The sequence below is a fragment of the Paractinoplanes toevensis genome, assembly GCF_018332695.1.
Classification (GTDB): domain Bacteria; phylum Actinomycetota; class Actinomycetes; order Mycobacteriales; family Micromonosporaceae; genus Actinoplanes; species Actinoplanes toevensis.
In genome coordinates this window covers 101,437-122,089 of the sequence record NZ_BOQN01000083.1, presented here as the reverse complement: position 1 = coordinate 122,089, position 20,653 = coordinate 101,437, and the positions used below count along the sequence as shown (strand labels likewise).

14 protein-coding genes, 1 pseudogene and 1 riboswitch are annotated in these 20,653 nt (G+C 69.7%); of the genes and pseudogenes, 3 read left to right on the top strand and 12 right to left on the bottom strand.

The genetic code is table 11. The features are described 5' to 3' along the window. The 7 genes and pseudogenes from Ato02nite_RS31720 to mraZ form a co-directional block, all read right to left on the bottom strand. Positions 1-171: pseudogene (locus Ato02nite_RS31720) on the bottom strand (phospho-N-acetylmuramoyl-pentapeptide-transferase); the annotation flags it as partial. Further along, entirely contained in the window at positions 168-1,553 is a 1,386-nt protein-coding gene (locus Ato02nite_RS31715; RefSeq protein WP_213010337.1) for a UDP-N-acetylmuramoyl-tripeptide--D-alanyl-D-alanine ligase, read from the bottom strand. The pseudogene Ato02nite_RS31720 and the gene Ato02nite_RS31715, both read right to left, overlap by 4 nt. Then, a complete protein-coding gene (locus Ato02nite_RS31710) occupies positions 1,550-3,067 on the bottom strand; it encodes a UDP-N-acetylmuramoyl-L-alanyl-D-glutamate--2,6-diaminopimelate ligase (protein ID WP_213010336.1) in 1,518 nt (505 codons plus the stop codon). Before Ato02nite_RS31710 ends, Ato02nite_RS31715 begins: the two co-directional genes overlap by 4 nt. 49 nt (positions 3,068-3,116) lie before the next feature. Beyond that, on the bottom strand, positions 3,117-5,513 hold the full coding sequence (locus tag Ato02nite_RS31705) for a peptidoglycan D,D-transpeptidase FtsI family protein (RefSeq protein WP_213010335.1): 2,397 nt from the start codon (positions 5,511-5,513) through the stop codon (positions 3,117-3,119). 6 nt (positions 5,514-5,519) lie between these two features. After that, positions 5,520-6,509 carry a cell division protein FtsL gene (ftsL, locus tag Ato02nite_RS31700; protein WP_213010334.1) on the bottom strand — a complete coding sequence of 330 codons (990 nt, stop codon included), beginning with the start codon at positions 6,507-6,509 and terminating at the stop codon, positions 5,520-5,522. Continuing rightward, entirely contained in the window at positions 6,506-7,561 is a 1,056-nt protein-coding gene (gene rsmH / locus Ato02nite_RS31695; protein ID WP_213010333.1) for a 16S rRNA (cytosine(1402)-N(4))-methyltransferase RsmH, read from the bottom strand. The genes ftsL and rsmH overlap by 4 nt, the downstream gene beginning before the upstream one ends. Positions 7,562-7,816: 255 nt before the next feature. Continuing rightward, positions 7,817-8,248, bottom strand: coding sequence for a division/cell wall cluster transcriptional repressor MraZ (gene mraZ / locus Ato02nite_RS31690; protein WP_203735483.1), 432 nt, complete (start codon positions 8,246-8,248; stop codon positions 7,817-7,819). A 746-nt stretch (positions 8,249-8,994) separates the two neighbouring features. Here mraZ and Ato02nite_RS31685 point away from each other — a divergent pair. After that, positions 8,995-9,246 carry a hypothetical protein gene (locus Ato02nite_RS31685; protein WP_213010332.1) on the top strand — a complete coding sequence of 84 codons (252 nt, stop codon included), beginning with the start codon at positions 8,995-8,997 and terminating at the stop codon, positions 9,244-9,246. Positions 9,247-9,314: 68 nt separating this feature from the next. Here the strand turns inward: Ato02nite_RS31685 and Ato02nite_RS31680 are convergent, their stop codons facing one another. Genes Ato02nite_RS31680 through Ato02nite_RS31670 form a run of 3 tightly spaced genes read right to left on the bottom strand, consistent with a single transcriptional unit; the run spans position 9,315 to position 12,022 of the window. Further along, positions 9,315-10,046 carry a TVP38/TMEM64 family protein gene (locus Ato02nite_RS31680; protein ID WP_213010331.1) on the bottom strand — a complete coding sequence of 244 codons (732 nt, stop codon included), beginning with the start codon at positions 10,044-10,046 and terminating at the stop codon, positions 9,315-9,317. A 52-nt stretch (positions 10,047-10,098) separates the two neighbouring features. After that, a complete protein-coding gene (locus Ato02nite_RS31675; protein ID WP_213010330.1) occupies positions 10,099-10,812 on the bottom strand; it encodes a type 1 glutamine amidotransferase in 714 nt (237 codons plus the stop codon). After that, positions 10,802-12,022 (bottom strand): Mur ligase family protein, encoded by a 1,221-nt coding sequence (locus Ato02nite_RS31670; protein WP_213010348.1) that lies wholly within the window; start codon positions 12,020-12,022, stop codon positions 10,802-10,804. Before Ato02nite_RS31670 ends, Ato02nite_RS31675 begins: the two co-directional genes overlap by 11 nt. Before the next feature lie 404 nt (positions 12,023-12,426). Continuing rightward, positions 12,427-12,567, top strand: a riboswitch (cyclic di-AMP (ydaO/yuaA leader). A gap of 147 nt (positions 12,568-12,714) precedes the next feature. On the opposite strand from Ato02nite_RS31670, the gene Ato02nite_RS31665 reads away from it, so the two are divergent. Then, positions 12,715-13,395 carry a C40 family peptidase gene (locus tag Ato02nite_RS31665; protein WP_246607643.1) on the top strand — a complete coding sequence of 227 codons (681 nt, stop codon included), beginning with the start codon at positions 12,715-12,717 and terminating at the stop codon, positions 13,393-13,395. Between the two features lie 60 nt (positions 13,396-13,455). On the opposite strand, the gene leuS is transcribed toward Ato02nite_RS31665, so the two are convergent. Both leuS and Ato02nite_RS31655 read right to left on the bottom strand, forming a co-directional pair. Continuing rightward, positions 13,456-16,254, bottom strand: a complete 2,799-nt coding sequence (gene leuS / locus Ato02nite_RS31660) for a leucine--tRNA ligase (RefSeq protein WP_213010328.1) — start codon at positions 16,252-16,254, stop codon at positions 13,456-13,458. 183 nt (positions 16,255-16,437) lie between these two features. Beyond that, positions 16,438-19,293 carry a M36 family metallopeptidase gene (locus Ato02nite_RS31655; protein WP_246607641.1) on the bottom strand — a complete coding sequence of 952 codons (2,856 nt, stop codon included), beginning with the start codon at positions 19,291-19,293 and terminating at the stop codon, positions 16,438-16,440. A gap of 310 nt (positions 19,294-19,603) precedes the next feature. Between Ato02nite_RS31655 and Ato02nite_RS31650 the strand changes: the two genes are divergently transcribed. After that, positions 19,604-20,653: an AAA family ATPase gene (locus tag Ato02nite_RS31650; protein ID WP_438873086.1), complete on the top strand. Its 1,050-nt coding sequence runs from the start codon at positions 19,604-19,606 to the stop codon at positions 20,651-20,653.

Sequence of the window (20,653 nt, the reverse complement as noted above, 5' to 3'; positions counted from 1 at the left end):
CGCGACACCGCCCATCGTGGGGGTGCCCTTCTTGCCCTGGTTGCTGGCCAGGCCGAGGGTGCCGCGGATCGGCTGGCCGGCCTTGAGCGCGGTGAAGACCCGGATCGCCACCGGGGTGCCGAAGAGAGAGATGATGAACGCGACCGCGGCCGCGACGATGACTGCCCTCACGGGCGACCCTCCTCGGGACGCAGTCCATCGACCACGTCCCACGTGCGATACCTCGAGCCCTTCACGAGCACGACGTCGCCGGCTCGCAGATCCCTCGTGACGAACCCGAGGGCGGATGCTTGATCTTCGGCGAAGATGGCCTGGCCGGTCCAGTCCTCCACCTCGGAAGCCCCGTCCAGGATCGGGCGGGCGTTGTCGGCCACCGCGATCAGCCGGTCCACGCCGAGTTCGGCGGCGAGCCGGCCGACCTCCACGTGCCCGGACACCTCGTGACTGCCGAGTTCGGCCATGTAGCCGAGCACCGCGATCCGCCGGCCCTCCGCCGCCATCGCCGCGAGGGCGTGCAGCGCCGCCGCCGTCGAGGACGGGTTGGCGTTGTACGAGTCGTCGATCACCGTGACGCCGTCCGGCCGGGTGAAGACGTCCATCCGGCGGCTCGACACGATCCCGATCTCGCCGAGCGCCGCGACCAGGTCGTCGAAATCCATCCCGAGTGACAGGGCGACGGCCGCCGCGGCGAGGGTGTTGGCGATCTGATGCCGCCCTGCCACCTTAAGCCGGACATTTCCGAAATGTACGCCGTAGTTGAGCCGGTAGGACGCTCGCCCGGCCGGGTCCAGTGCCACGTCGGTGGCCCGCACGGCGGCCGACGGCGACTCCCCGGTCAGCAGCACCCGGGCCGAGGTGCGCGACGCCATCGTGGCCACCAGCGGATCGTCCGCGTTGAGCACGGCGATCCCGGCCGGCGACAGAGCCTCGACCAGCTCGCCCTTGGCCTGCGCGGTGCCCTCGACCGAGCCGAACTCGCCGATGTGCGCGGCCCCGATGTTCAGCACCAGGCCGACGTCGGGCCGGGCGATGTCACACAGGTACCGGATGTGTCCGATGCCCCGGGCGCCCATCTCCAGCACGAGGAAACGCGTCTCCTCGGTGGCCTGCAGGACGGTGTACGGGAAGCCGAGCTCGTTGTTGAGCGATCCGGCCGGCGCGATCGTCGGCCCGACCCGGGCCAGCAACTGCCCGATGTAATCCTTCGTCGTGGTTTTTCCCGACGAACCGGTCAGGCCCACCACCGTGAGATCGGGCAGCCGCGAGACGACCTCCCGCGCCAGGGCGGCCAGGGCGACCAGAGGCTCCGCGACCACCACCCCGGGCTGGCCGGTGTCCCGGCTGCTCAGCACGGCCGCGGCCCCCGCGGCGACGGCGGTCGGCGCGAACGCGTGCCCGTCGACCTTCTCCCCGTCGAAGGCGACGAACAGCCCACCCGGGCCGATCTTCCGGGAGTCGTACTCGACCGGTCCCCGCACGACCACCGACGGCGAGGCGTTGACGAGACGCCCGCCGGTGACCTTGGCGATCTCGTCCAGTGTCATGCGGATCAAGAATGTCCCCCAGAAGCGGCGAGCAGAGCCTCGGCCAGCTCGATCCGGTCGTCGAACGGCAGCATCTCTCCGTTGACCTCCTGGCCCCGCTCGTGCCCCTTGCCCAGCAACGCGATGACGTCACCGGGGCCGGCCAGCCGGACCGCCTCGTCGATGGCGGCCCGCCGGCCGGCCACCTCAATGATCTTCGCCGATGAGCCGGCTTCCTCGGCGCCCACCCGCACCGCGGCCCGGATCGCGGCCGGGTCCTCGGTGCGCGGGTTGTCGTCGGTGACGATCACCAGATCGGCCCCGCGGGCCGCGGCCGCGCCCATCAGCGGCCGCTTGCCCTTGTCCCGGTCGCCGCCCGCGCCGATCAGGCAGATCACCCGCCCGCCGCGCCCGTTGGCCAGCTCGCGCAGCGCACCGAGCGCCGCCACGATCGCGTCCGTCTTGTGCGCGTAGTCGACCACGCCGAGCACGTCACCGGGGGCGTCCACCTGCTCGAGCCGGCCCGGAACACCCGGGCAGGCCGCGATGCCGCGCGCCGCCACCGCCGGGTCGACACCGGCCGCGACCAGCGAGGCCAGGGCCAGCAGCGCGTTGGCCACGTTGTGCCGGCCGGGCAGTGCCACCCCGGCCTCGACCTCGATGCCACCCGGCCCGTGCGCGACGAACCGCTGCCCGAAATCGGACGGCCGGACCTGCGAGGCCCACCACGAGGCGGCCTGGTCACCGGCCGCCGAATAGCTGATCGTGGCCGGCTTGAACAGCGGCCGCAGTGCCGGCTCGTCGTAGTTGAGCACCTCGAACCGGCAGCGCCCGTCGAAGAGTTTCGCCTTGGCCGCGAAGTAGTCGTCCGCGTCGGCGTGGAAGTCGAGGTGGTCGAGCCCGAAGTTGGTGTAACCGCCGACCGCGAAGCCGATGCCGTTGACCCGGCCCACCGCGAGGGCGTGGCTGGACACCTCCATCACCACCGCGGTCACGTCCCGCTCGGCTGCCGCGGCCAGGATCGCCTGCAGGTCGGTCGCCTCCGGCGTGGTCCGGACACTCGGCACCACCAGGTCGCCGAGGCGGGTCTCCACGGTGCCGATCAGGCCGGTGATCATGCCGGCCGCCCGCAGCCCCGACTCGACCAGATAGGCGGTGGACGTCTTCCCCGCCGTACCCGTAATGCCGATCATCGTCAGCCGGGCCGAGGGATCGCCGTAGATCGCCGCCGCGGCGGCGCCCAGCGCCGCCCGCGGATCCTCCGCCACCAGCACCGGAAGCCCGGCCGCGAGGGCCGCCTCGCGGCCCGCGGCGTCGGTCAGAACCGCGACCGCGCCGGCCTCGGCCGCGCCCGTCACGAATTCCGCGCCGTGCCGGTTCGCACCGGCCAGCGCCGCGTAAAGATCACCCGGACGAACCTCACGACTGCTGTGCGTGATGCCGGTGACCTCGAGGTCCTCGCCGCTGAGCTGGGCCGGCAGCAGGGCTGCCAGTTGAGTCAGTCGCAGCGGCGCGACGGTCTCGGGACGTGGTACTCCGGGCACGGCGTCAGACCCTACCCCGTGCCCGGAGTTCCACGAAAACGCCACGTGCTCACTCCTTGATGCGGAATGTCGGAGCCTTCGTCGTCGACGGCGGCACCTGGTAGTGCAACAGGGCGAACGACATCATCTTGCTGAACGCGGGCGCCGCCACGTCGCCACCGGTGCCGTGCGCGACCTCGGCCGACACCGCGATCACGAACCGCGGGTTCTCGGCCGGCGCCATGCCGATGAACGAGCCGTAGTTGCTGCTCGTGTACTGCCCGTCGATGAGCCGCTTGCCGGTGCCGGTCTTGCCGGCCACCCGGTAGCCGGTGACCGCGGCCTGCGTACCGGTGGCGTCCTGGTCGTCGACCACCGACTCCATCATGGTCCGCAGCTCGGCGGCCACGGCCGGGTCCAGCACCTTGTGCGTGTCCGGCTTCGCGCCCCCGGTGACCTTGCCGTTCTTGCCGGAGATCATCGCCTTGATCAGGTGCGGCTGGATGTAGGTGCCGTCGTTGGCGATCGCCGCGTAGCCGGACGCCATCTGGATCAGCGTGGCGTCCACACTCATCCCGATCGGCACCGAGCCGGACGCCGACCCGCTCCACTCGTCCGGCGTGAGGATCCGGCCGGTGGCCTCGCCGCTCATGCCCTCGTTGGTGGCCTTGCCCAGCCCGAACTTCTGCTGGTACTCGTACACCTTCTGCTTGCCCAGCTTGTCGCCGATCAGGATCGTGCCCACGTTGGACGAGAGCGCGAGGATGCCGGGAATCGTCATCCTGGTGCCCTTCTCCTGTACGTGGCTGTCCTGGAAGCGGTACCCGCCCCGCTCCAGCGCGGGCCCGACGGTGATCAGGGAGTCCGGCTGGATGAGGCCCTCCTGCAGGGCGGCCCCGATCACGAAGGCCTTGTGGACCGAGCCCGGGTCGGCCACGATCGCGCTCGGCACGTCCTCCCGGTCGGCCGGCGTGTAGTCCAGTGCCTTGGCCGCGTTGTAGGTCGGGCAGCTCGCCTGGGCCAGCACCTCACCGGTCTTCACGTCCAGCACCACCGCGCCGGCGATCGTCGCCTTCCAGTCGGTGGCCTGCTCGCACAGGATGCGCTGCACCTCGTACTGCAGGTCGGCGTCGATGGTGAGCTGCAACGACGTGCCCGGCTGTGGCTCCACGTACTTCTGGTAGCCACCCGGGATCGGCGTGTTCAGGTCACCCTTGCCGATCTCGAACTCCTGGCTGCCCGCGGTACCCCGCAGCAGCGAGTCGTAGCGACCCTCGAGGCCCTCCAGACCGGAGTTGTCGGCACCGGTGAAGCCGACCAGGTTGGCGGCCAGGTCGGCGCCCGGGTAGTCCCGCCGCTCGTCCTGCTTGACCACGATGCCCTTGAGGTCCAGCGCGGTGATCCGGTCACCGATCGAGATGTCGACACCCTGCGCCAGGAACTCGAAGCGCGACTCGCCACCGCCCGGCCGCTTGTGCTTGGTCATCTTCTCGATGAGCTTCGACTGCGGCACGCCGAGCAGGGGCGCCAGGATCGCCGCGGTCTGCGAGACGTTCTCGACCAGCACCGGGTCCGCGCCCACATAGCGCGCCTCGACGCTGTGCGCCAGCACGGTGCCGTCCCGGTCCAGGATGCTGCCCCGCTGCGCGGGCAGGGTGACCTCGGTGATCCGCTGCTCGCGCAGCTTGATCAGCCGCGCCGCGTCGGCGGGCGACGAGGCGACCTGCAACACGACCAGCCGAATACCGATCATGACGAACAGAGAGAGCGCCAGGACGGTGCCCAGCCGCAGGCGGCGGGTCGAATTCGCGAGCTTGGGCGGCTCCGTCGAAATGGCACGCACGGCGCGGCTGGGGCCAGGCGATTTTTTCGTACGGGAACCGAACGGTGCTCGTGGTGACCGGGTCGCCGGCCGCCCGGTGCGCGATCGCTCACCGCCGCGGGAGCCGCGGGCCGGAGTGCGGTCGCGGCGCTGCTCGAGCTCATCGCGATCGTCCGGCTGGGGCCGGCGGGCGCGAGGCGGAGCCGGACGCGGGTCACTCTGCTCCCGGCGCCCGGTGTCACCCTTCTCCCCGGTCCCGGTCCGGCCGGTGCCGGTCTTACTCGTGCCGCTCTTGCTCGTACCGGTCTTGCTGGTGCCGGACTTGCCGGCGGTCTTGTCGGCCGGCTCGGCCGGTTCCGCCGGGCGGCGCCCACGCTGCGGGCGGCCACCGTCGAGCACCTGGAGGGCGGGACGGAACGGGTCGGTGGTGCGGCCGGCCCGCGGTGAGCGGGTGCGCTGGTCGCGCTCGGCCATGGTGCGCCCGCGCGGGGTGTACGCCCGCGCGTCGCCGATACCGCCGAAGCCGCGGCCCCGGCCGTTCTCCTCGGTCTCCTCCGCGCCGGTGTCCCCGGTCGGAAGGTCACGAGACGTACCGCGCCGGGGCTGATTGCCCCGGCGCGGTGTGTCCTCGGATCGCGGCGACATGAAGGCCTACTGCCCCGTGCCGCTCTGCGTCTGCCCGTCACTCACAGTCGCCCCATTCGCCGTGTCGCCGCCGTCCGTACCGTTCGCCCCACCAACGTTCGTGCCACCAACGTTCGTGTCACCAACGTTCGCCCCGCTAACGTTAGCCCCGCTAACGTTAGTCGGACTAACGTTAGTAGGACTTACGTTGGTCGGACTTACCGGCGCGACCTTGCCGGCGCCCGCGTCGGCCGAACCCGGCGTCTTGGCGTCCTGGGCGGTCACGGCCGGGCGGCCGTTCGCCGGCTTCGGGATGCCGATGATCTTGCCGTCGGGCAGCCGGAACACCGCCGGGTTGTCCGCCTTGACCAGGCCGAGCCGGCGGGCCGCCGCGTCCAGGTTGCCGATGCTGGACGCCGCGACCAGCTGGTTTTCCAGGTCCTGCTGCTGGTTGTCCAGGGCCGCGCCCTGCTTCTGCAGGTCGGCGATCCGGAACGAGTTCTCGTTGGTCTTCGTGTTGATCAGCAGGATGCCGAGCACCCCGACGACCACCACGCCGATCACCGAGGCCACGAACGGCGCCCGCGGGGCACTGATCGGAGCCGGCGGTGCGACCCGCAAGCGGGGCGCGGCGACCTCACCGGTGACCCGCACCGGCTCGGCCACGACGTCGACGCGCAGCGCCGCGGTGCCGTCGACCGGCGCGTCGGTGACCGGCCGACGTGACCGGCCGTCCCGCTTCGCCCGCTCCTCGAGAGCCTCCTCGCGACGAGTCTTGATCGCCGGTTCCGGCCGACGGCCCTTGCCGCGCACCAGTTCGGCGCGCTCAGCGCGTACGTCATCGGTCTTCTCGGTCTTGCGCGGCGCCGGCTTGCCGGCGGCCTCCCGCCCGATCCCTGACCGGCGCGTGTCGGACTTCTCGTCCTTGAAGTGGCGCGCCCCCCGGGCGTCACTTCGCCGGGCGTCCGCATGATCCGTGGCCCGGCCCCCCGGCCGCGGCGCAGTGCGCTCGCTCATGCTTTCCCCTCCCCCTCGTCGCGTTCCCCCGGGCGTAACCGCCCTCGTCCCCCGTGCGTTGACAACCGGTGCCGTTCGCGGTCGGCCTCCGGTGCCAGGTCTTTCCCGATGCGCTCCACCGCGCGCAGCTTCACCGAGGCCGCCCGTGGGTTGGCCTCGACTTCCTCGTCGGTCGGCGGCTCCGACCCCCTTGTCAGCAGCCGCAGGGTGGGACCGGTTCCAGGCAGTTCGACCGGCAGGTCGATCGGGCCCGTGCTGCGCGTCCTCGCCGTGAGGGCGCGCTTGACGATCCGGTCCTCCAAAGATTGGTAGCTCATCACCACAAGGCGCCCTTTCGGGGCCAAGGCATCCAATGCGGCCGGGACGGCCGATTCGAGAGTGGCGAGCTCGCCATTTACCTCAATACGTAGTGCTTGAAACGTTCTTTTCGCGGGATTTCCACCCGTTCGTCGCGCGGCGGCCGGGATCGACTCCTTGACCAGCTCGGCCAGCCGGGCCGTGGAGGTGATCCGCCCCTTCGAGCGCTCCCGCACGATCGCCGAGACGACCCGGGGAGCGAACTTCTCCTCGCCGTACTGCCGCAGGATCCGTACCAGGTCGCCCGGCTCGTACGAGTTGACGACCTCCTCGGCGGTGATCCCCCGGGTCTGGTCCATCCGCATGTCCAGCGGCGCGTCCTGTGCGTACGCGAAACCGCGGTCCGCCTCGTCCAGCTGCAACGAGGAGACACCGAGGTCGAACAGGCCACTGTGGAACCGTTCGTACCCGAGGTCGGCGAGCACCTGCGGGAGCTCGTCGTAGACCGCGTGCACCAGATGCGTCCGGGCGCGGAACCTCGCCAGACGCTGCCGGGAGTGCGCGAGCGCCTCGGTGTCCCGGTCGAGTCCGATGAGTACCACGTCCGGATGCCGTTCGAGCACCGCCTCCGCGTGCCCGCCCAGCCCCAGCGTGAAATCCACGTGCACGGCGCCGGGCAGGTCGAGGGCGGGGGCGAGCAGCTCGAGGCAGCGCTCGAGCAGCACCGGCACATGCGTGCCACGCAGCTCCCCCATGTCGACCCCCCTCGCACCCCGGCCGTACCCCAAGTCGCCGCACCGGCCCGGACGTCGTCCGCACCGCGTCCGTACCGCCAGATCCCCATCCGCTCATGCCCTTCACGGCAGCCTGTTGCCAGCAGACGTGCTGTTTCGGGGCGGGGCGCCTGGCACCGGGGAAGAGGTGTCAGGAGCCGGAGCGGCTGGAGATCTCGCAGTACGGCGGCGGTGACGTCCGGGACTGTTTGTGCAGGCCCGGCCGGGTGCCACGCCTCACAGTCCGCCGGGCAGCACCCCCTCCTCGATGTCGGCGAACTCGTCTTCGCTCGCCGCGAGGTAGTCGTCCCAGGACTGCTTGTCCCAGATCTCCACCCGGGTGCTCGCCCCGATCACCACGAGGTCGCGGTCCAAAGCCGCGTACTCCCTCAGGTGTGCCGGGATGGTCACCCTGCCTTGCTTGTCGGGCACCTCGTCATGCGCGCTGGCGAAGAACACCCGGCTGTAAGCCCGGGCGGCCTTGTTGGTCACCGGCGCCTGACGAAGCTGGCCCGCGATGCTCTGGAACTCGGGCATCGGGAACACGTACAAGCAGCGCTCTTGCCCCTTGGTGATCACGACACCTCCCGCCAGCTCATCTCGGAACTTGGCCGGAAGGATCAGCCGCCCCTTGTCATCGAGGCGTGGGGTATGCGTGCCGAGGAACATCGGCCGTCCACCCCCTGCCCCCAGCGGTTCGCGGTCCGCTTGTCAACTCGGGCCGGCAGGCCTCCCCGGTCTAGCTCCCCCTTCGGCCCTGCCACTGCGCTCCACTCTACTCCACTTCCCTCCACCCGCAAGCGGATTGAGCACGTCGGCAATCAATCGTCAAGCCCAAAAGCCCTGGTCAGCTCCGAGTCCACTCGGTGGAGGACATCGCCATGATCATCCGCGTCCGGTAGCTGACAGCGCGGCTTCCATCCCCGACATATCACCGCAAAATGTCTTATTTCTCCGCATGCGACACTCCGTCAAGCACTCCAGGGGAGGAAAGTGGAGCCCTCCGGTGGAGCGAAGGGCATCCTCCTGGCGGGCCCGCGCCGCACGGCGCCACCACGCTGCCGGGACGCGTCGGAGGCCAGGTCAGGACTCTCGGTGGCGACGGATCCACACGCCAAGCTCCGGGGTCTCAGACATTTGCTGTGTTCCGTTTCACCCGCGATCCCTACGCACCGTCTCTCCGGCTACGACTCAGGGCCTCGGCATCGCTGCCGCGAGATAACAAACCGGACATCCGTTGATGTGTCAAATACGGAGAGTGATCATCCGGCTTCGCACCCGGCGCTGGCATTTTCGGTATGACTTCACCCAGCACCACGCAGCGACGGAAAAGGACGGCCCGCTGGCAGGCAGGCCGTCCTTGTCGCACCCCCGCAAGATCCCCAAGCATCGGTCTCTGACGAAGGAGTACAACGTTGGCCACGGTAACCACCACTGGGCGGCGCAACCAGCGGACGACGGACAACCGAGCAGTGATCGTGAAGGCCTCACTGCTCGGATGCGGGTCCTTCACCACCGGCGTGACATCTCTGCTGGTCGTGGCGGGAAGGTTCGGAGTCAGCGATGAGCTCGCTCGTTTCGCGATCATCGCGGTCTGCATCATCGCGGCGCTCGGGCAGTTGACGGCGGCCGCCTGCCTTCTGACTCGGCATTCTCCCCGGCCGTAGCCCACCGACGCACGCCCATATATAAGGAAAGGCCCGCCCGGAGGGGCGGGCCTTTCCTGCTGCTCGGGTCAGGCGGCCGCGGTGGCCAGGGCGGCTTCCCGGCGCGCGCTGCGCTTCCAACGCCAGACGATCGTGGTGGTCAGGGTGAAGCCGATCAGGGCGGGGGCCAAGGTCAGCGGGTTCATGCCGCCGGGGTTGGCCACCGCGGCGCCGATCACGGCGTAGCTGACGGCGGACGGGATCGAGGCCAGCGTGGTGCCGAGCAGGTAGCGCTTGCGGCAGACGCTGGTGGTGCCGTAGGCGTAGCCGATCAGGCCGAAGGGGGCCAGCGGCAGGAAGCGGACCAGCAGCACCGCGGCCAGGCCCCGCCGGTTGAGCCAGCCGTCCAGGCGGGCCAGGCGGCCGCCGGCTCGGGCGTTCAGGGCGCCCCGGCCGGCCCAGCGGCCCGCGTAGTACGTGGCCGTTGCGGCGATCACGGCCGCGGCCAGCGCCGTGGCCGCGCCGGTGGCCGCGCCCAGCAGGGCTCCGCAGGCGAGGGTGATGGCGGTGCGCGGCACCAGGACGGACAGGAGCAAGCCGCCGACCACCGCGATCGCGACGGGGGCACCGTGGCCCAGCGCCAGGATCGCGTCGCCGATGTCGCGCAGGGGCAGGAGCGCCGCGGCGGCGGCCAGGCCGCCGACCACCAGCGCCAGGGCCCCCACGCGAATCAGTCGGCGCTTCCAGCCCATGGGCTCGGCTGCCGGCATGGCCGGCACGAGCGCCGAAGGGGCCGGAGGTGCGATCAGGGTGTCAGTCATGCAGGCGTACCGCCCCAACTCATCGTCGGTTCATGATCTGTGAACATGCTGGTCAGGCGCCCGCGGCTGCGAGCCTTTCGCCTCTGAGCCGGTCGGCCCACGTGTCGTCGACGGGAGCAAGGCTATCCGCGCCGATCGCCCAACGCAGTAGCAGATCGGCTATAGCTGGGTTGCGAGCCAACGCGGGGCCGTGGGAGTAACTGCCCAGGATCTTGCCGTGCCAGGCGCCCTCGGTCTGGCTGTCGTTGCCGATGCCCGCGGTGACCCGGGCCAGGGGCGACACTCCGGGGCCCAGGTGGGTGCGGCCGCCGTGGTTCTCGAAACCGGTGAGGGGAGGCAGTCCCAGCCGGGGATCGATGTCGCCGCGGAGCTCCCCGACCGCGCGGGTCTCGCCCCGGTCGGAGTGCAGGTCCAGCAAGCCTAGCCCGGGACATTTGGTGCCCTTGGCGAAGAACGAGTGACCGAACAGCTGGTAACCGGCACAGATGGCCAGAACCGCGGCACCCTGGTTGACCGCCCGGTGCAGGCCGCCGTCGGCGATCAGGCGCTGCGCGGCCAGGGCCTGCGGGCCGTCCTCACCGCCGCCGATCAGGTAGATGTCGGCGCTGGACGGCATCGGCTGGTCAGAGCGGATCTCGTACGCCTCGACCGGGATGTTCCGCATCGCGGCCCGCCGGGCCAGGATGAGCATGTTGCCCCGGTCACCGTAGGTCGACAGCAGGTCGGGGTAGATCCACACGATCCGCAGCGTGCTCTCAGAGGACACGATCCAACTCCGCTCGGATGTCCTGGAACGCCGTGTAATTGGCGATCACCTCGAGGCGGCCGGCCGGAACCAGCTGGATCGCCTCGTCAAAAGTCCTAACGTGCCGGAACGGCACACCGTTCACCTCGAGACGAACCGCGAGGTCGTAGGCCCGGTCGCCGGTGATCAGCACCGGGCGGTCGCGCAGCGGCGAGAAGTCGACGTCGTACAGCCAGCTGGTGTCCAGGCCGTCCGGGTCCCGGGCGTTGACGGAGAGCAGGGTGGGTGCCTGCTCGGCCATGTCGAACGCCTCGAGCCAGCTTGCCGGGTTCTTGGCGAGCAGCAGGCGGACATTTCGTCCGTCCCGGTCAACCTGCGCATACCGCCCGGCTACCGAGGCGACGTTGGTGAGCCGCGGGAGAGCCTCTATCGGGCGAACGCCGAACTCGGCCGCGACCGCGAGCGCGGTGGCCGCGTTGCCGAGGTTGACCGTGCCGGGCAGTTGCAGCTTGACCAGGTGCCAGTCGCCGCGCGGGTCGACCACGCCCTCGTCCTCGACCCGCCACTGGGCCTGCGGGCGGCGCAGCGGGCAGCCGGTGCACCACCAGTCACCGTTGGCGCGCTCGATCGGGTGGCCGCTCTGCGGGCAGACGAACGAGTCGTCGTGCCAGCGCTGGCCGGCGCTGAACCAGGTGACGTGGCCACTGCCCTCGGCCGCCCACACGACCATCGGGTCGTCGGCGTTGGCGACGACCCGCACGTCGGGATGGTTGGCGAGCGCCTCCCGCCACATCTGGGCCATCATCGAGACCTCTTTGGCCCGGTCCAGCTGGTCGCGGGAGAGGTTGAGCAGGGCGACGACCCGGGGCTCGGTGGCGTCGATCACCCGGGCCAGGTAGTGCTCGTCGACCTCGAGCACCGCGAACGGCGTCGAGCCCGCCTTGGCGAGCGCCGAGGTGTGCCCGGTGGGCATGTTGGCGCCGAACGAGTTGGTGGCGACCCGGCCCATCACCTCGAGCGCGGCGGTCGCCAGCCGGGTGGTGGTGGTCTTGCCGTTGGTCCCCGAGATCAGCGCGATCGCGCGGCCGCCGGCCAGGTGGTTCAGCAGCTCCGGGTCGATCTTGAGGCCGATCCATCCGCCGATGACCGAGCCGTCGCCGCGTCCCGCCGCCCTGGAGAGCGCGGCCGCGGTTTTCGACACGGAGGTCGCGACCTTGGCCCGCAGGGGCATCTTCCCGTCCGTCACGCCAGCGAGGGTACCGGACCCGGCGATTACGTCGAGTTGCGGAGGGCGGGCAGTCTACTGAACCGTTTCTGGCCTGCAAACGCGGGGTTACGGCCACTTTTTGTGTGTTCTGTTTCACCCGTAACCTTAAGCGTTCAGTGATTTGTCAGCTACGTCTCGTCATGGCATTTGTCTCGCGGAGATAACAAAACGGACAGCATCCAATATGCCAACCACGGAGCGTGACCAAATCGGCTTAACGATCACGGAAATTTTCAGGTAGCAAGGTTGGGCCGGTTCCCATCGAACCGGCTCGCGACGATCAGGCTCACGCCGAGCCCTGCCCCGGGTCGATCGCCGCGACCACCGCACGCACGACATAGGCATTCGGGGGCAGGGACGGGGGACCCAATTCTGGTCCGCTCCGCGCCACCCGCTCCGGTGGCGGTCAACGGAGCAGCCCTCGGGGTGAAGTCGGCCACCACGGCGACCGGGCACACCTTCCCGCCCGAACCCGACAGCTAACCTCGCAGGCGTGCCGGAGGGAATCCCTTACCGTGCACGAGCACAACTCGAGCCGGCGCCGACGGCTGTCCGTCGGAACCGGTACTGCCGCGCTGTCCCTGGGTCTCTGCCTCTGCGCAGGTCAGCTCATGGCTCCGACCGCGGCAAGCGCCGCCACGACCGCAACTCCCGTCGTGGCAGCAGTTCAGGCGGCCGCCAAGGTCACTCCCGCCGTCTCCATCAACTCCACCACCCGCACCATCAAGTGGGGTTCGAAGGTCAAGGTGACCGCCCGGGTCTACAACCCGAAGACGGGCAAGGCGGTTACGACCGGCTACGTCCGACTTGAGGGCAACCGGGGCGGCGCATGGACCTCCTGGGGTCAGGTGAAGGTCAACAGCAACGGCGCCGTCAATCTGTACGCCAAGCCGCTGGCCACCATCAACTACCGGGCTGTCTTCCTGGGCAACGGCGAGTACAACGTCAAGTACACCAAGGGCTACCGGTTCACGGTGAAGGCCAGCGGCGCGAAGGTGCTCGCCGAGGCCAAGTCGCACACCGGTGCGCTGTACAAGTTCGCCGCGGAGGGGCCGAAGCGGTTCGACTGCTCCGGCTTCACCAAGTACGTCTACAAGAAGACGACCGGCAAGGCCCTGCCGCACAAGGCGAACACCCAGCAGAAGTACGGCAAGGCCGTCAGCAAGAGCAACAAGCAGGTCGGCGATCTGATCGTCTTCCGCTCGGGCTCGTACGGCTACCACGCCGGCATCTACGCGGGTGGCGGCTACATGTACGACTCGCCGCACACCGGCGCCCGGGTCGGCAAGCACAAGATCTACGGCAGCAACTACGTCGTACGCCGGCTTGTCGCCTGAAAGTAGTTGATCGAAAAGGGGCGCCGCGCGGTTCGCGCGACGCCCCTTTCGGCATGGTTGTTAAATGACGACGCTGACCAGGCGGCCGGCCACGACGATGACCTTCTTCGGGGTACGCCCGTCGATCACCTCGGCGACAGCGGCCAGCGCGGCCTCCCGCACCTCCGATTCGGAAGCCTCCGGCGTCACCTCGACCCGGCCGCGCACCTTCCCGTTGACCTGCACCGGGTAGGTGATCGACTCGGCCTTCAGCTGCGCCGGGTCGGCCTCCGGGAAACCGGCGTAGGCCAGGCTGTCCTGGTGGCCCAGCTTGCGCCACAGTTCCTCGGCCAGGTGCGGCGCGAACGGCGACGTCATCAGCACCAGCGGCTCGATCGCCTCGCGGGACGCCGACGGCAGCGGGGTCAGCGTGTTCGTCAGCTCGATCAGCTTGGCGATCGCCGTGTTGAACCGCAGCTCGTCCATGTCCTCGCGGACCCCGGCGATGGTGCGGTGCAGATGTTTGCGGACCGCCGGCTCCAGCGGCTCGTCGGTGGTGCGCAGCGCGCCGGTCTCCTCGTCGACGACCAGCCGCCACACCCGCTGCAGGAAGCGCTGCGAGCCGATGACCGCCCGGGTCTCCCAGGGGCGGGAGACGTCCAGCGGGCCCATCGCCATCTCGTACACCCGGAACGTGTCGGCGCCGTACTGCTCGCACATCTCGTCGGGGGTGACCACGTTCTTCAGCGACTTGCCCATCTTGCCGTACTCACGGGTGACGGGCGCGTCGTTGTAGAACCACTTGCCGTCGCGCTCGACGACCTCCTCGGCCGGCACGATGACACCGCGAGCGTCGCGGAACGCGTACGCCTGGATGTAGCCCTGGTTGAACAGCTTCCGGAACGGCTCGAACGACGAGACGTGACCCAGGTCGTACAGCACCTTGTGCCAGAAGCGGGCGTACAGCAGGTGCAGCACGGCGTGCTCGACGCCACCGACGTACAGGTCGACGCCGCCGGAGTCGCCGTCCCGGGCCGGGCCCATCCAGTAGGCCTCGTTCTCCGCGCCGACCAGTTCCTTCTCGTTCTTCGGGTCCAGGTAGCGCAGTTCGTACCAGCACGAGCCGGCCCACTGCGGCATGGTGTTGGTCTCCCGGGTGTACGACTTCAGGCCGTCACCCAGGTCCAGCTCGACGTTGACCCAGTCCTTCTTGCGGGACAGCGGCGTCTCCGGCTCACTGTTCGCGTCGTCCGGGTCGAAGGTGCGCGGCGAGAAGTCGTCGACGTCGGGCAGCACGACCGGCAGCATCTCGTCGGGCAGGGCGATCGGCAGCCCGGTCTCGTCGTAGACGATCGGGAACGGCTCACCCCAGTAGCGCTGCCGGCTGAACAGCCAGTCGCGCAGACGGTAGGTGGTGGCGCCCCGGCCGTGCCCGTGCAGCTCCAGCCAGGCGATCATCGCGGCCTTGGCCTCGGCGATGCCCTTGCCGTCCAGCCAGTCGCTGTTGATGGCCGGGCCCTCGCCGGTGTAGGCACCTTCAAAACCATCAGGAGCTTTTACCGTACGGATGATGGGCAGCTCGAAGACCTCGGCGAAGGCCCAGTCGCGCTCGTCCTGGCCGGGCACCGCCATGATCGCACCGGTGCCGTAACCGGCCAGCACGTAGTCGGCGATGAAGACCGGGATCTCCTTGCCGTTGACCGGGTTGGTGGCGAACGCCCCGGTGAAGACGCCGGTCTTCTCCTTGGACTCGGTGCGCTCCTCGTCGGTCTTGGCCGCGGCCAGTGCCCGATATGCGGCGATCGCGGCGCCGGGGTCATCGTGGCCACCGGTCCAAGCCCGGTTCGTCCCGGCGGGCCATTCCGCCGGCGTGATCTTGTCGACCAACTCATGCTCCGGCGCCAGCACCATGTAGGTCGCGCCGAACAGGGTGTCGGGGCGGGTGGTGAAGACGGTGATGGTGTCCGCGCCGACCGGGAAGTCGACGTGGGCGCCCTTCGAGCGGCCGATCCAGTTGCGCTGCATCAGCTTGACCGGCTCCGGCCAGTCCAGCGTGTCCAGGTCCTCGATCAGGCGGTCGCAGTACGCGGTGATCCGCATCATCCACTGCTTCAGGCTGCGCTGGAAGACCGGGTAGTTGCCGCGCTCGCTGCGGCCGTCCGGGGTGACCTCCTCGTTGGCCAGCACGGTGCCCAGGCCCGGGCACCAGTTGACCGGGGCCTCGCTGACGTAGGCCAGGCGGTGGTCGTCGATCAGCTTGCGGCGCTCGACCGGGGACAGCTCCGACCACGGCTGCTCCGGCGTGGGCCGGGTGCCGGCCTCGAACTCGGCGATCAGCTCGGGGATCGGGCGGGCTTTGTGGATCTTCTCGTCGTACCAGGAGTTGAAGACCTGGGTGAAGATCCACTGAGTCCAGCGGTAGTACTCCGGGTCGGTGGTGGCGAACGAGCGGCGGTCGTCGTAGGCCAGGCCCAGCCGGCGCAGCTGGGTCTTGTACCGCTCGACGTTCGCGGCCGTGGTCACCGCCGGGTGGGTGCCGGTCTGCACCGCGTACTGCTCGGCGGGCAGGCCGAACGCGTCGAAGCCCATCGGGTGCAGGACGTTGTAGCCGGCCATCCGCTTGTAGCGGGTGTAGCTGTCGGTGCCGATGTACCCGAGCGGGTGACCGACGTGCAGGCCCGCGCCCGACGGGTACGGGAACATGTCCTGCACGTGCAGCTTGGGCGCGCCGGCCCGCGGGTGCGCCGGGTCGGCCAGGTCACCGGACGGGTTCGGGGCGTGGAACGTGCCGTGCTCGGCCCACCAGGCCTGCCAGCGCGGCTCGATCTCGTTGGCCAGCGCGGCCGTGTAACGGAACCGCGGTGTCTCTGACTCGCTCATGGGTTCGGCATCTCAATCAGTCGATGGGCACGAAAAAACCCCTCACGCAGGAGGGGTTCGCCGTGCTGTGCCCGCGTCTAGCGGCGGAAGCAGCACGGCCGGCTAAGAAGCAGGAACGGCCGGGCCATGGGTTGCATGATACCGGTCGCCGCCCGTGAGCGGCGACCGGTATCACTCGTACCGCTAGGCGGTGCCTCCGTAGACCGACAGCTCGGTCGAGTCCTGGAAGACACAGCCGCTGTAGGCCGGCGGCTGGTCGGCCGGGCAGAGCCCGGCGTCCTGGCCCTGCGTGGTGAGCATCGTGTACCGCACGAACTCGACGCCGGTGCCGGTGCCCGCGGCCAGCGCGACCGGGGTGGGCGTGACGGTGCCGTTCGGGAACGTGCCCGACGCCGCCGCGGTCCAGGTCGTGCCGTCCGCCGAGGTCTCCACCCGGTACCCGCCGGTCGACGCGGTGGTGTCGTCACCACAGGTCGCGGACGGGTTGATCACCAACTGGGAGATGTTCACCTTGCCGGACAGCTGGAGAATGATCCACTGCCCGCCGTCGGCGACGTCCGAGCCCCAGCCGGAGATCTGCGACTGATCGATCAGCTTGGCCGGGCCACAGGCGTACGGCGTGTAGTCCGGACCGCTGAAGTCGATCACCGTGCCGCCACCGCTGGACGCCGCCCAGTCCTTGCGGACCGCCCAGTCCTTGCGGACCGTGTGCGACGGGATGGACAGCGTGGTGACCAGCTGGTCGTAACCGGCGCCACGGGCGAAGACCTTCGCGTACGTCCCCGGGATGATCCCGGAGATGGTGTACGTGCCGTCCGCGGCCGTGGTGGCCTCGAGGTCGCCGGCGAAGCCGGAGGCGTGGCCGCCGAAGCCGACGGTCAGACCGCCGACCGGGCCGCCGGTGTCCTGGTCGGTCACCTTGCCGGTGAGCGCGCCCTTGGGGGTGTTGGCGGCCGGCGGCACCGAGAAGTCCTCGACCGGAGCGTTGTCGTCGCCGTCCAGCGAGGCGGCGAAGTAGCCCATTCCGCGCTTGGCGAACACCTTCCAGATGGTCTTGGACAGCTTGCCGCCGTTGACCACCAGGTCGGCCGCGAGGATCGAATTGCGCTCGTCCAGGAAGGACGGGTTCTCCGGGGACAGCTCCATGGCCCGGGTCACCAGCGACTCGGCCTGCTTGCTGCCGATCGCCTTGCGCAGGTCCCACAGCGTCTGCGCCCAGATCTCACCGTCGGCGTGCACCTCCGGACCGAACGGGTAGACCCGGCCGAAGTCACCGTAGGTGTAGCCGCCGGGGCCCGAGGTCGCGGTGCCGGGGCAGACCGTGGCGGGCGCGTCGACCGTGCAGTCGAGCGGCTCGCTGCGGATCGTGCTGTTGTTGGTGATGTACTTGCCGACCAGCACGTCGCCGATCGCCGAGGTGTCCTTCTCGAGACCCTCGTTGATCAGGTAGTCCATCGCGTACCAGTCGCTCCAGGCCTCACCCATCGAGCCGGCCTGAACGTTGCCGAGCGTGGAGTTGCCGTTGGCGTCGATCACGAGCCGGTTGGACAGGCCGTGCGTGTACTCGTGGTAGACGATGTCCGACTCGTCGCCCGAGTTGCCCGCGATGAACAGGTCGTCCGGCAGGAACAGGTACATCTGCATGGTCGGCGGGATGCCGTCCGGCGGGGTGTTCATGTTGGCGTTGTCGATGTGGTCGCCGTCGGGCAGCCCGTCCGCGGTGTTCGCGCCGTCGTCCGACTGGCCCTGAACCGCGTCGCCGTCGACCGCCTCGAAGTTGCCGGCGGTGCGGGTGAAGCCGATCGGCTTGGCCGCCAGGTGGTCGTGCCAGGTGCCCAGGAAGTAGTACATCTGGGTCGCGTTCTGCTCGCGGTTGACCTGCCAGGAGTTCGGCGTGTTCGGGTCCCACGAGCACGGGTTGGTGGCCGAGCAGTTGCCGCCGACCGTCGCCGAGAAGTCGGTGAACGGGTAGACGAAGCTCTTCTTCCCGGACGGCTTGACCTCTTCGGTGGGGTTCGCGATGTTGTCGTCGTTGACGTCGGAATAGACGTGCGCGACGTTACCCGCGAGCCACGGCGAGTTGTTCGGCAGCCACTTGCCGAGGTCGACCTTCTTCTGGGTGCCGCCCTTGGCCGCGCCCGGGTAGTTCGGCCAGGCCACCGCCGAGTCGGCGTCGACCGTGTTCTGCCGGTACAGGATCTCGCCGCTGGCCGCGTCGACGACGTGCACGTAGCCCTCGTCGACCGCCACCGTCTGCCAGGCCAGGCGGGCACCGCCGGCGGCCTGGAACCAGACCAGCTTGGCGTTGCCGCCGTCGGAGAACGTGGTCTTCTTGACGGCTCCGGCCTCGGTCTTGGTGACCTTGGCGGCGGAGTCGCCGAAGACGTCCTTCACCGCGGCCGCCCGCGCGCCGGCCGCCGTGATCTTCGCACTGCCGGCCGCTGCCGGGAGCTGCCGCAGCGGTGCACCGTCGAACTGGACGAGCTGGCCGTTCTTGGTGATGTGCGCCTTCAGGCCGTTGCCGAAGACCGGGACGCCGCCGACGCTCTGCACGAAGCTGAGGTGGTGGGTGCCCTGGATGTCGACGTAGTCCTGGCGCAGGGTGAGATTCGCGAGCGTCGCGGCGTCCAGGCCGAAGACGTCCGCGTGCGCGGCCAGGTAGTCCCGGGCGATCTTCTCCGGCTTCGCCTTGCTCTTGGCGGTCAGGAAGCCGTCGAGCTTGGCGACCCGGCGCGGCGTTCCGGTGGATTTGTCCACTTCGACGATGCCCTGCACGCCGAGCGAATCACGCAGTTTGTTCACCGCGGTGGTGGACGCCTGCGGGACGACCTTGGCCGCCAGGGCGGCGGTCGGCTGGGCGGCGGCGGCGGCGCCGAGGCTATCCCGGCTGTCGTAGTCGGCGCGGCGATCCTGCTGCTGACGATCGGTTGCCTTGGCGGCGGCTCCCTTACCGGGCTCCGGTGCGGCCTGCGCGGTTGCCGGCAACAGTCCGGCCAGCAACAACACGCCTGCGGTCGCCGCCCCGACCCGCCGGGTCACGGACGGTACGGATAACGGTCTCAATTCAGCCCCTCTCGATCGGGCGCCCGATGGTGGCGCCCGTCGATGGCTGACTCTGTCCGAAGATCGGGAAATGTAACTAGAGCGATGTCTGATTCTTTACCTATCCGATATTCGTGTCCGGTTGACGGTCGCCGAATGGCGGCCGACGGCCGCACTCGGCGAGTTGGTGTGATCGGGCTAACCTGTGGGGACGGGCGCGTGCTGGACAGCCCGCGTACCTTTCGCTGCCCTTTTTTCCGCGGCGCCGAAGCCGCGCAACGCGGCGAGAACGACTTGGAGGAGGCCCGTGACAACCCCGACCTGGGACGCGCCCGGTGGACCGATGACCGGCGAGGACTTCCGCACCGCGACGCAGGCCATCATGGCGAACATCGAGCAGGTCATCGAGGGCAAGAGCGCGACGGTCCGGCTGGCGCTGGCCGTGCTGCTCGCCGAGGGCCATCTGCTGATCGAGGACGTACCGGGCGTCGGCAAGACCAAGCTCGCCAAGGCGCTCGCCCGTTCCATCGACTGTTCCGTCCGCCGCATTCAGTTCACCCCTGACCTGCTGCCCAGCGACGTGACCGGGGTCAGCGTCTACAACCAGGAGACGCGCGACTTCGAGTTCAAGCCCGGCGCGGTGTTCGCCAACCTGGTGGTCGGCGACGAGATCAACCGGGCCTCGCCGAAGACCCAGTCCGCCCTCCTGGAGTGCATGGAGGAACGGCAGGTCACCGTCGACGGCACCACCTACGAACTGCAGGCGCCGTTCATGGTGATCGCGACGCAGAACCCGATCGAGATGGAGGGCACCTACCCGCTGCCCGAGGCACAGCGCGACCGGTTCACCGCCCGGATCGCGATGGGCTACCCGGACCCGCGGGCCGAGCTGGCCATGCTCAACGGCCACGGCGCCCACGACCCGCTGAACGACCTGCGCTCCGTCACCGACGCCGCCACGGTCCGTCGGCTGATCGCTACGGCCCGTGACGTGCACGCCGCCGAGGCCGTCCAGCAGTACGCGATCGCGCTGGTCACCGCGACCCGCGAGGCCCCGGAGATCCGGCTCGGCGCCTCGCCCCGGTGCACCCTCCAGCTGATCCGCACCGCCAAGGCGGTCGCCGCGCTCGAGGGCCGCGACTACGTGCTCCCCGACGACCTGCAGGCCCTGGCCGTGCCGGTCCTCGCGCACCGCATCATCCCGACCGCGGACGCCCAGCTGAACCGCCGCACCACCGACGCGATCGTGTCGGAGATCGTGCACCGGTTGCCGCTGCCGCACGAGCGCAGCCGCTCGCCCTACGACACCCGCCCGTCCTCCAACGGGGGCACCCCGTACGAGCCGAGGGGGCACTGA

What these genes read in the sequence shown, in the direction of transcription:
- Ato02nite_RS31680 (WP_213010331.1), bottom strand. Translation starts at nt 10,046, where the DNA reads ATGACTGACACCCTGATCGCACCTCCGGCCCCTTCGGCGCTCGTGCCG.
- leuS (WP_213010328.1), bottom strand. Translation starts at nt 16,254, where the DNA reads ATGAGCGAGTCAGAGACACCGCGGTTCCGTTACACGGCCGCGCTGGCC.
- mraZ (WP_203735483.1), bottom strand. Translation starts at nt 8,248, where the DNA reads ATGTTCCTCGGCACGCATACCCCACGCCTCGATGACAAGGGGCGGCTG.
- Ato02nite_RS31670 (WP_213010348.1), bottom strand. Translation starts at nt 12,022, where the DNA reads ATGCCCCTGCGGGCCAAGGTCGCGACCTCCGTGTCGAAAACCGCGGCC.
- rsmH (WP_213010333.1), bottom strand. Translation starts at nt 7,561, where the DNA reads ATGGGGGAGCTGCGTGGCACGCATGTGCCGGTGCTGCTCGAGCGCTGC.
- ftsL (WP_213010334.1), bottom strand. Translation starts at nt 6,509, where the DNA reads ATGAGCGAGCGCACTGCGCCGCGGCCGGGGGGCCGGGCCACGGATCAT.
- Ato02nite_RS31705 (WP_213010335.1), bottom strand. Translation starts at nt 5,513, where the DNA reads ATGTCGCCGCGATCCGAGGACACACCGCGCCGGGGCAATCAGCCCCGG.